9 protein-coding genes and 1 tRNA gene are annotated in these 9,310 nt (G+C 43.7%); 3 read left to right on the forward strand and 7 right to left on the reverse strand.

Annotated elements, in window-relative coordinates; translation table 11 throughout:
• Positions 1–19: 19 nt before the first annotated feature.
• The 3 genes from FFM74_RS10920 to FFM74_RS10930 all read right to left on the reverse strand — a co-directional run bounded on the left by FFM74_RS10920 (position 20) and on the right by FFM74_RS10930 (position 2,523).
• Positions 20–1,189, reverse strand: coding sequence for a hydroxymethylglutaryl-CoA synthase (locus FFM74_RS10920; RefSeq protein ID WP_137626663.1), 1,170 nt, complete (start codon positions 1,187–1,189; stop codon positions 20–22).
• Positions 1,190–1,226: 37 nt separating this feature from the next.
• Entirely contained in the window at positions 1,227–1,610 is a 384-nt protein-coding gene (locus FFM74_RS10925) for a hypothetical protein (protein ID WP_137626664.1), read from the reverse strand.
• A 115-nt stretch (positions 1,611–1,725) separates the two neighbouring features.
• Positions 1,726–2,523 carry a hypothetical protein gene (locus FFM74_RS10930; protein ID WP_137626665.1) on the reverse strand — a complete coding sequence of 266 codons (798 nt, stop codon included), beginning with the start codon at positions 2,521–2,523 and terminating at the stop codon, positions 1,726–1,728.
• 199 nt (positions 2,524–2,722) lie between these two features.
• Between FFM74_RS10930 and FFM74_RS10935 the strand changes: the two genes are divergently transcribed.
• Both FFM74_RS10935 and FFM74_RS10940 read left to right on the forward strand, forming a co-directional pair.
• The gene (locus FFM74_RS10935; RefSeq protein ID WP_137626666.1) at positions 2,723–3,148 is read left to right on the forward strand and encodes a PTS glucose transporter subunit IIA; all 426 of its coding nucleotides are present in this window, start codon (positions 2,723–2,725) and stop codon (positions 3,146–3,148) included.
• Positions 3,149–3,312: 164 nt separating this feature from the next.
• Positions 3,313–3,400: transfer RNA gene (locus tag FFM74_RS10940), tRNA-Ser, on the forward strand.
• A 928-nt stretch (positions 3,401–4,328) separates the two neighbouring features.
• Here the strand turns inward: FFM74_RS10940 and FFM74_RS10945 are convergent.
• From FFM74_RS10945 to FFM74_RS10960, 4 genes are all read right to left on the reverse strand, one after another.
• Positions 4,329–4,790, reverse strand: a complete 462-nt coding sequence (locus FFM74_RS10945; protein WP_137626667.1) for a phage tail protein — start codon at positions 4,788–4,790, stop codon at positions 4,329–4,331.
• A gap of 110 nt (positions 4,791–4,900) precedes the next feature.
• Positions 4,901–6,655 (reverse strand): thiamine pyrophosphate-dependent enzyme, encoded by a 1,755-nt coding sequence (locus FFM74_RS10950; protein WP_137626668.1) that lies wholly within the window; start codon positions 6,653–6,655, stop codon positions 4,901–4,903.
• A 99-nt stretch (positions 6,656–6,754) separates the two neighbouring features.
• Positions 6,755–7,177 carry an Rrf2 family transcriptional regulator gene (locus FFM74_RS10955; protein WP_137626669.1) on the reverse strand — a complete coding sequence of 141 codons (423 nt, stop codon included), beginning with the start codon at positions 7,175–7,177 and terminating at the stop codon, positions 6,755–6,757.
• A 98-nt stretch (positions 7,178–7,275) separates the two neighbouring features.
• The gene (locus tag FFM74_RS10960) at positions 7,276–8,502 is read right to left on the reverse strand and encodes an MFS transporter (RefSeq protein WP_137626670.1); all 1,227 of its coding nucleotides are present in this window, start codon (positions 8,500–8,502) and stop codon (positions 7,276–7,278) included.
• Positions 8,503–8,617: 115 nt separating this feature from the next.
• Here FFM74_RS10960 and FFM74_RS10965 point away from each other — a divergent pair, with 115 nt between their 5' ends.
• On the forward strand, positions 8,618–9,199 hold the full coding sequence (locus FFM74_RS10965) for a winged helix-turn-helix domain-containing protein (protein WP_137626671.1): 582 nt from the start codon (positions 8,618–8,620) through the stop codon (positions 9,197–9,199).
• The last annotated feature ends 111 nt before the right edge of the window (positions 9,200–9,310 follow it).

The raw sequence follows: 9,310 nt of genomic DNA on the forward strand, positions 1-9,310 counted from the left end.
GTGGCTGACAACGCATTTTTTAGTGTTGCCGATCCAGATATTGACGTTGTTCTTGCTGTTGTCCAGTCAAGACAAAACGATGGGGATCATCACCGAGCGCAATCGTCTGATCTGAGGCGGTCAAAGCCAGTTGGGCGTTAAACAGTGCCTCATATTCTGAGACACTCACCCGACGTCGACGTGCAAGGCGTTGTGGCAAGGCTGAATCCAAACCACGCTGGTAATTTTCCTGCAGACGACCGGTATAAAATTCTCCCTCTGCACCGGAACCATAACTGAAAAGACCAATGAGATCATCAGCTGCTAAAGTCGGATCAGTGAGCAATAATGACAATAGACTGAGATACAACGAGCCAGTGTACAAGTTGCCGACTTCGCGATTCAAGTGCCGCGCCGCCTCAAAGTGAGCTAACAACGCTCGCTGTTGTGCTTCTGTCGCCAATGGTAAGACGCTCCGCAATGCCTTTAAGCCCATTTTTGTATAGGGCAAATGGAACGTCAACGCCTTAAAATCAGCAAGCGTTTTTTGCTGTTCAGCCAAGTAAGTTTTGAAGACATCCTGAAAATAATCAATATAAATATTGGACGAGTATTTGCCGTCAACTAATGCGGTTGTGTGATAAAGTGGCCGCCAAAAATCCATCACATCTTGACTCAGTAAAACGGAATCATCCGCTAATGCCAAGACTTGTGGTGCAGCACTAATTAACATCGCGACCGCTCCACCACCTTGTGTCGGCTCACCTGGCGTGTGCAACCCATAACGTGCGATATCAGTGCCAATCACTAAGGCTTTTTTATCGGGATGGCCGCTGACGTGATCTTGCGCCAACTTGACGCCGGCTGTCGCCGCATAACAAGCTTCCTTCATTTCAATGGTGCGGACACGGCGCTGCAAACCAAGCAATTTTGCCACATAAATTGCCGCGGCCTTAGAATTATCAACACCTGATTCCGTGGCCACGATGAGCAAATCAATGGCTTCAATATCAGCGGCGGTTAGCATTGGTGCAGCGGCATTTGCCGCTAGCGTGACGGCATCTTGACTCGGTGGAATCACGGCCATTTTTGACTGACCGATTCCAATCAAGTATTTGTCTGGTGCTTCGTTGCGTGCCAGCGCTAAATCTGCCATGTCTACATATAAGTGTGAACTCGCAAAATGTAGCTTATCTATTCCAACTTTCAACTTATTTCCTCCAATTTGAGTCAACCAATGATTTTTATTAATGCACCCGACCTAAGTAGTGAAAATCCGGGTCAGTACCGATTTTGTAGCAGGCAAATGACTTCGCAAGTTCATTGTGAAACGTGACTAAAATCGCCGGCGTCGCCCAAGTGGAAGCTGCCCAAAACACTGTATCGTCAAATTCTCGATAATCATTGGGATAACGGTAATAGCCCCACTTGTCATCCCAGATGGTGCCATGGGTATTGAGCCAATCTTCAGCCAAGCCCGCCTGGACGACCGCAATCACGTCTTGGTTATCCCGAATCAATTGTGCCATTTTATCCCAATCCAGCTGCCACTCGTGCCGGTTGGGGCGCTTAATATGGGTTCCCATCGGCGTGTGCTGCAAATCAATTGGTTTCAGATCAATGAAATCCACCTGAATCACCTCTTACACTTCTATGTCTAAGTTTACTTAACTCCGAGACATTCAGCAAGTTACTGACCCAAAATAAAAAGTAATCAGGATGGGCTGATTACTTGCTATTTTGGATCTAAAGTTTAATTACTGAAGCTGTCTGCTGATCAATGGGTGCTGGCGTTACGACTTGCCAAGCTTCATTATCAGCAGTACTATCGTCGTCAGTTGACTGATCGTCATCTTGAGTATCGGTATCTTGATCATCTTGACTGTCGGTATCTTGGTCATCGGTTGTATCTTCGTTACTATCAGTGTCTTCATCATCTGTATCTTCATCGTCACTATTAGTGTCTTCGTCGTTAGTATCATCATCATTCGAATAGGAGTCAGGTTTCGCCAAGGCTTTAGCTGTCAACGCAGCTACTAAACTAACGTCATCTTGGCTATGAACAAATTGATCAATTAAATCCGACTTATTCAAGGTCACATTGTGAAAAGTACTCCATGCGCCCTCTCCAGATGATGGCGCAACGGTCACTGTCGTAGCAGTAGTTGAAATCAATTTACACTCAGAATCAGCCGTACCCTGCTCAATTTCTCCGTTTGTTAATTCAAAATATGGTGACGCATTTGCATCTGAAATGGCGTAATGCCATTCCTTCAAATAAGCTAATACATACCAATCGTTATCCGTAAGCTGACTCGCAAATGAACTACCACCATTGGACGACGCAGCTGTCGCATGACTTGCACTAGTCCGACTAGTGCTGGTCGCCTTTTTTGAAGCCAAGCGCTTATGTTTCTTCGGACTCACCTTAGTCGCTTGCGACTGATGACTACTAGATGTATTTGAAGACTGTCTCCCACTTCCACAGCCAACTAACATCACTGCCAATGAGGATAAGACGATCCCAATCAAAAATTTTTTCAACTAAATCCCTCCAAAAATAATAACTTCTTTCTTATATTACAATATTAATTATATTAATAAAATAGGTTTATGTAACCATGGTCATGATTGACTATTGTGACACAATCAATCGACTACAAAAAATGAGCGCGGAGGCTTGACCTGAGACGCGTTTCATAAGTTATAGTTACCGTGAAAGTTAATTAAGGAGGTTTTTCAAATGAGTTTATTCAACCATTTTTCAGCCATCAATCGCTTATCTTCACCTGTTCAAGGACAATCAGTTAGTCTCGACACAGTTGGCGATGCCAGAAATATTCCGGGTCAAATTAGATTAGCCGTTCAACCAAATAACACTGCCATCTACGCACCATTGAACGGTGAAGTGACCGCTATGACAAATCACCACATTGTAATGACCGCGATTTCCGGTAAACGTTATTGGTTGACACTTCAAACCGCAACCGCTGAAATGCCCGGCACCTTTGACTGGCAAATTCGCGTTGGTGACACAATTTCACCTTTAACCCTTTTGGGAACACTGAATTCGCTCAGTCAAACCTCATTGGTTATTTGCAGCCAACTTGGCGTCACGACATCAGAAAGTACGTCTAAACGCCGTCGTTTGAGTGCCATTTTTAGCTAACAGAGACTGCTTGCCTGTTGCACGAACGACTTAATATCCAGGTCGTGTTTATGTTGACAGCTATTTGACTCCAGCTACCAGCTTTTCACCAGTAGTCGTCTGACCATTTTTGAATAATTATTTGTTCTTGTGAGAAATTATGCTATACTATTCAGGTACCATTTGGAGAGTTGGCAGAGTGGTAATGCACCGGACTCGAAATCCGGCGAACCGGCTAATACCGGCGCGCAGGTTCAAATCCTGTACTCTCCTTAAATTCATGTTAATTATCTTTTCAGAACGTCGCTAATCGTTGATTTAACGGCGTTTTTATTTATTTTAAAACGCTCTTGAACGCTCTAAAACGATTTATTGGTGCACTCAGGATAAAAATTCATTCACTTTGACCAATTTTTAAACACAATCACCTAGGCGGGCAAGTACATATATTATAGTTTTAAGAACATATATCATAAATACGAATTTTTTTAATTTTATACCCGGCTGTGCACACGCTTTACGGTATTATAATAAATGAGAGAAACTGAGGTAGTGGAGTACGAGGCACTGGCCCTAGACATAAACAAAAAAGTCCTCAAGATTTAGGCCTAACTAGCTTAAACTTCATCATTACACTGATAAGCATAGCTTGGTCAAACTGGGCCTATCAAGAACACTAGTTAAGGACAAGACTGAATTACTTCACGTACTGCCGTAATATCAAGTCACCTATTCAAATACAATTGGAGGTAATCTGATGAGTACTAAAAAAGCATTAAATATCGCCGCTACCACCATGTATCTTATCGCAGCAATCTTATTATTAAAACATTTCTTAACGAAGTAACTAGCATCGCTAAATGCATTAACTTAAATGATCCAGACATTATGAGATCGAAGGTTACTGCATATTGCTGGAGTAAAAACACCTGGCTGCGTACGGTCAACTCTCCATAGCAACCCAGATAAATTTCTAGGTCTGTCCATTCAACCACCAGTTGCTGCTAACCTGTGGCGGCGTGGAAACTGTAACTGAACATGCACAAATTAGCGTATTACCGACTGAATAGCAAAAAAAATTTCCAGACATGACTATCAAGCCATTTTGGAAATTTTTTTAATCCATAAAACATTCTTTTCAGATAGCACCAAACTAAGTCACATTTTGACAGCTATTTTATCGTCAGCACAACCCGCTTACCTAATACGTCCCCTTGATCACAAAAAACGACCCACGAATCGTCCCCGCGAGCTTCGATCGTTGATGAGCAAATTTAAACTTACCTTCAAATTCAGCGGGAATTGCCATCCCATCACTCAATTTAAAACCAACGGCTCGCTTGCCGCCATCTTCCAGGCTATATAGCACATTAACGGCCAGACCATTTTCATAAAAGACATAGGCCCACTTAGTACCTTCAACAACAAATTCGGTTACTTCTAACGGTTTGTAGCCGAAATGCATGTCACGTTCTGCCAAAATCGTTTCAATCCACTGCAACGTTTCAGGCGCTTCACTGGCGGGAACTGTGACAAATTCATGTTTGAATTTATTCCAAAAATACCGCGCTTCATTTGCACGTAACCCTGCCAATGCGGGTGCGACTGGTGAACTTTCAAGTCCAACTGTTGAGACAGTTTTAAAATCTACTTTATAAGCCAAAATTAACATCATCCTTCACTATTAATAATCAGAATTATACGCCCAATTTGTTAATTAAGTTATTGATTGCAACTAAAAAGGCCCTCACAAGTGAAGGCCCCTTGGACAACTTAATCTTTAACTTGCTTCAATAACGTTGAAAAAGCTGGTTGGGTCGCTTCATCAACCGCGTATTGTTGACGATACCCAGCAATCATTTTGGCGTCAAAACTATCAGGATCAACCGGCACAAAACTCGTGTCAATTGGATCAACATTTTTGATTTTAGCATCTAAGATGATTGGCTTGGTATTACCATTTGCTTGCAACGTCGCAATCTTGTCCATAGCAACTTTTAATTCTACTAAGTTAGTTACCTTGAAGCCAATAGCACCCATATTTTCGGCCATTCCAGCCCAGTCAGCACCTACGAGATCAATCCCATAGGGTGCCTGACCCGCAACAATTTTTTCATGCCCGATGTATCCTAGCGCCTTATTTTCTAAGACAACATTCACTACCGGCAACTGATACTTCACTTCGGTCAAAATATCTGGCATGACCATCCCAAAGCCACCATCACCAGAAATGCTCCAGACTTGCTTGTCAGGATAGCTCAATTTGGCCGCCAACCCGGCTGGCATCCCGAAGCCCATCGTGCCATACCAAGCAGACATTGCAAAGCGTTGGGCGTGATTGAACGGTAATTGCCGAATCGCCCATTCAGTATTGTTACCGACATCAAGGCCAAAGACTGCATCGTCCGTTGCAGCAGCCTTAATGGCCGCCATCACACCTTCAGCAGCTAAACCATCGTGATCATCGGCGGCGAGCTTTGCCAACCACGTATCCCAGTTCGCCTTGTCCTGTTTAGCCGCTTTGACAAAGGCTGTCTCTTGACGAGTGACCCCGGTGTCGGCTAAGCGCGTCAAAAATTCGTTTGCATCCGCCAACACTGTTGTATCAGCATCGCGTTGCTTACCTAAATCTGCCAAATTGTTATTAACTTGAATAAACTTGATATTGCCCGGTAAGTAACGTGCAAATGGATAGTTGGTTCCAACAAAAAGCACTAAATCAGCCGCTTGTGACACTTCAAATGCTGCCTTAGTCCCAAGCCGACCACGTGACCCCATAAACAAAGGGTGATCCGTTGGCATCGTGCCAGTCGCTGGCGCCGTACTCAAAGTTGGTAAATTAAATTGTTCCGCAACTTTGATTACCGCGGCCTTAGCCCGTCTTGCCCCTTGACCAACCCACAAAATTGGGTGCTTAGCCGCTTTTAATTGCTGCGCGACGTCTGTGACTGCAGCGTCATCCAAGCGTGGCTTTTGTGAGACGGCAGCCAAGGCACGCGTCTTAAAACCTTCAAACTCAATTTCTTGCCCAGAAAGATCATCTGGCAAAATAACGACCGAGACTGACCGACTCGCATAGGCAGAACGAATCGCTTCATCAACGACATATGGAATTTGGGCCGCATTAGTCACCTGCTTATGAAATTCAGCCACATCCGCAAAAACGGGATCTTGGTTCATTTCTTGGAAAAAGTTTGTATTCATAATTTCCGTTGCCGATTGACCGACTAACGCCAAAACTGGGACGTGATCCATTTTTGCATCATACAAACCATTCAATAAATGGACCGCACCAGGACCAGCAGAACCAAAACTAACCCCAATTTTACCAGTTAACTTGGCATCCGCTGCGGCTGCCAAAGCGCCCACCTCTTCGTGACGCACTTGAATGTATTTAAGGTTAGCACGTTCTTGGTATAACCCATCGACCGTATTATTAATGGAATCGGCAGTAATGCCGTAAAGGTGATCAATGTCCCAATCTTCTAAAACCTTGGCCAACGCATGGCCTGCTGTCATTTTTGTCATATGTAGCGCTCCTCACATTTACTAGTTGTGCTTGTTTTAAGCACAGCCAAAGCATAAAACAATCACTGATAGCTGTCAACAAATCAGTATCAGTGATTATTAATTTTGTTGCTGGGTGATGACATCATTCATCACATCTTGCAGCGTAATCCGCGCCATTCGACCTTCTGCACTGCTTTGAATTTCACGATAGTAATTGGCCATGACCTTGGGCATCACACTGCCAACAGGACACTCGGTTGAAGTATCATGATCTACCGTCAATAATGCACGCCGCGTACTGACCGCTAGAAAAATGTCTCTTAAGCTAATATCCATCGGCTTGCAAGCAAGTTGTGGCCGCGCAATGCCGCGTGTCGACTGTAACAATCCTGCTTGCCGTAATTTTCCCATTAACCGTCGTACCGTCGTCGGATCAGTTTTCAAGCTGCTGGCGATTCGGTCACTTTTAAGATTTTCTGCTGGATGCAATGCGATATAAGCCATAATGTGGGTCGCATCGCTTAACTGCGTATTTGCCATCTACACTCACGCCTCCTTTAGCCTTGCTGTTGTGTTTTATAATATCACAACTATGCAGAAACCCACAGTAACTCGCTCGGCAGACACCGGTCATTAAATTACGCACTTAACTTCGTCCTAGCCGGTAAAAACAAGCAGGCAGCAGCTAAAGCTAGCAGTCCTAGCGATAAACCATAGGCCACTGGACCAGAGACGACATTATAAACCAATACGATACCCATGCTGCCAGCCGGAATGGAAATGGTCGTTAATGAACTAAGCACGCCCGTAACACTGCCAAGTTGTTGCGGGTCTGCCACCTGCATCAGATTAGCATAAAGCTTAGGATTCATCTGGCCCATGCCAAAACCGGCAATCGCCATGCCACCAATAATGACCCAATAGTTTTGCCAAGTCAGCAAATTGACATAAATACCACTCAACACTCCCAACGTGAGCAATTCCACCGTCCGAAAGGTTAACCGTTTAAACCAGCCCGTATGTAATAGATTGCCAAGAATCGTCCCTGTCACAAATACGGTATTTAGAACCAGCACACTCAGGCTAAATGATAAGGGCAACCGATGACCCATATGGAGCAAAAACAAGTTTAAGATCGCATCGATACTTGCACCCACCGCATTCATCAATAAAATACTCATGAGTAATCCAACCACATTGACCCCCGCACTTAATTCAAAAACCTGTTTGGCTTGCGCAACTAGCCTTTTAAACGATTGGTGACCAGCGGGTTGAATTGTGACTGCCAATGACCGATAACCACTCAGTAAAACTAATCCCGCTAATAAGAAAGTCAGCGCATTAACCAACCCTGTAAGCTGATAATCATGGGTCATCGTTAGTAAAGTCACACCAAATGCCTGACCAACCATTTGCATCAACGTCGTGACTCCTTGATTAAAGCCCGTGGCTTGTTCCCGCAAATTGCTTGTCACTTTTGCTTGGATCATCGGCATTCGCAAACTATTGCTAAAAAGGCCCAACACGTCCGAACTAATATTAAGCAAAATAATCATCGTAAAAACCATCAAATTATGCTGATTGATCAACTGTGCTAGGCCTAAATATAACCCAGCTTGAATAAACTTAGTGCTAATCAGCCATTCGCGCCTATGCCCCGTCAAATCGGCCAACCGCCCCATAACGATTCCTAATGGTCCTGGCAGGACGGTAGCAACTGAAACTACTGAAACAAGCAAAGTCGCTTGCTCAAAAGTTTTTGCATAGAGTAATAGCCCAATATTAAAGAGACTAATACCAATAGTTTCAAAAAAGTCGGCGCCGGTCAATGTCATAAAAGCACGATTTTTGATTAACTGATTCATGGACTCATCCTCGTTTTATTTTTATTTATCGTTTAAATATTTTCAAATGATAAATAAAATATAACCGATTGATTTAATTTTGTCAATCGGTTAAGCTGAACACGAGGTGAAAACAATGCCAAAATCAACCGTTTCAAAGCTCGCACAATTAATGGCGGACGAGAAAGTTAGCGCCATCCTAAACGTCACCAAAGCCCCCACTGGCCTGACGCCTAAACAAATTTCACAGGCCACACAATTACCGATCAACCAATTGTACTATACAATCAAAAAAATGTTAGCGGCCGATTTACTGACGGTCGTCAAGCAAACTAAAGTTAAGAACCTGGATGAATACTATTACTCCAGTTATTTGTTAACGCAGCAACCAGCCAGTGAACATACCCTCATGGCTGATTATCCAGACTTTAAAAATATTTCACCACAATGGACGACACAACACTTTGACGACATTGCGCGTTGGTTGCTCTATCTTGATCAACAATTTTTAGCTAGTCTGACCCATGACTTCAAAACCGAACCAGTCACTGACCCGGAAGATAGTCCAGTGGTGCTCGCAACTGGTGATTATCACTTGTCGCCTGCCGCCCGTTTAAAACTCCGTCAGACGATCATGACAATGATGGCTGACGCCGAAAAAAACGATCCCGATCCCGACCAACAAGTGCCAGTACATTTATTGATCAAGTCTTGGTAATGGTTTCTCAATGCTGAATAAAAAAAACTGTGCAAATAAAGTGAACCCCCAAGGTTGGACAGAAAAATCCAATTTTGGGGGTTTCATTTATGAGTAAATTTAATTTCGATT

This window comes from Lactiplantibacillus pingfangensis (assembly GCF_005404945.1).
In the GTDB taxonomy this organism is placed as follows: Bacteria; Bacillota; Bacilli; order Lactobacillales; family Lactobacillaceae; genus Lactiplantibacillus; species Lactiplantibacillus pingfangensis.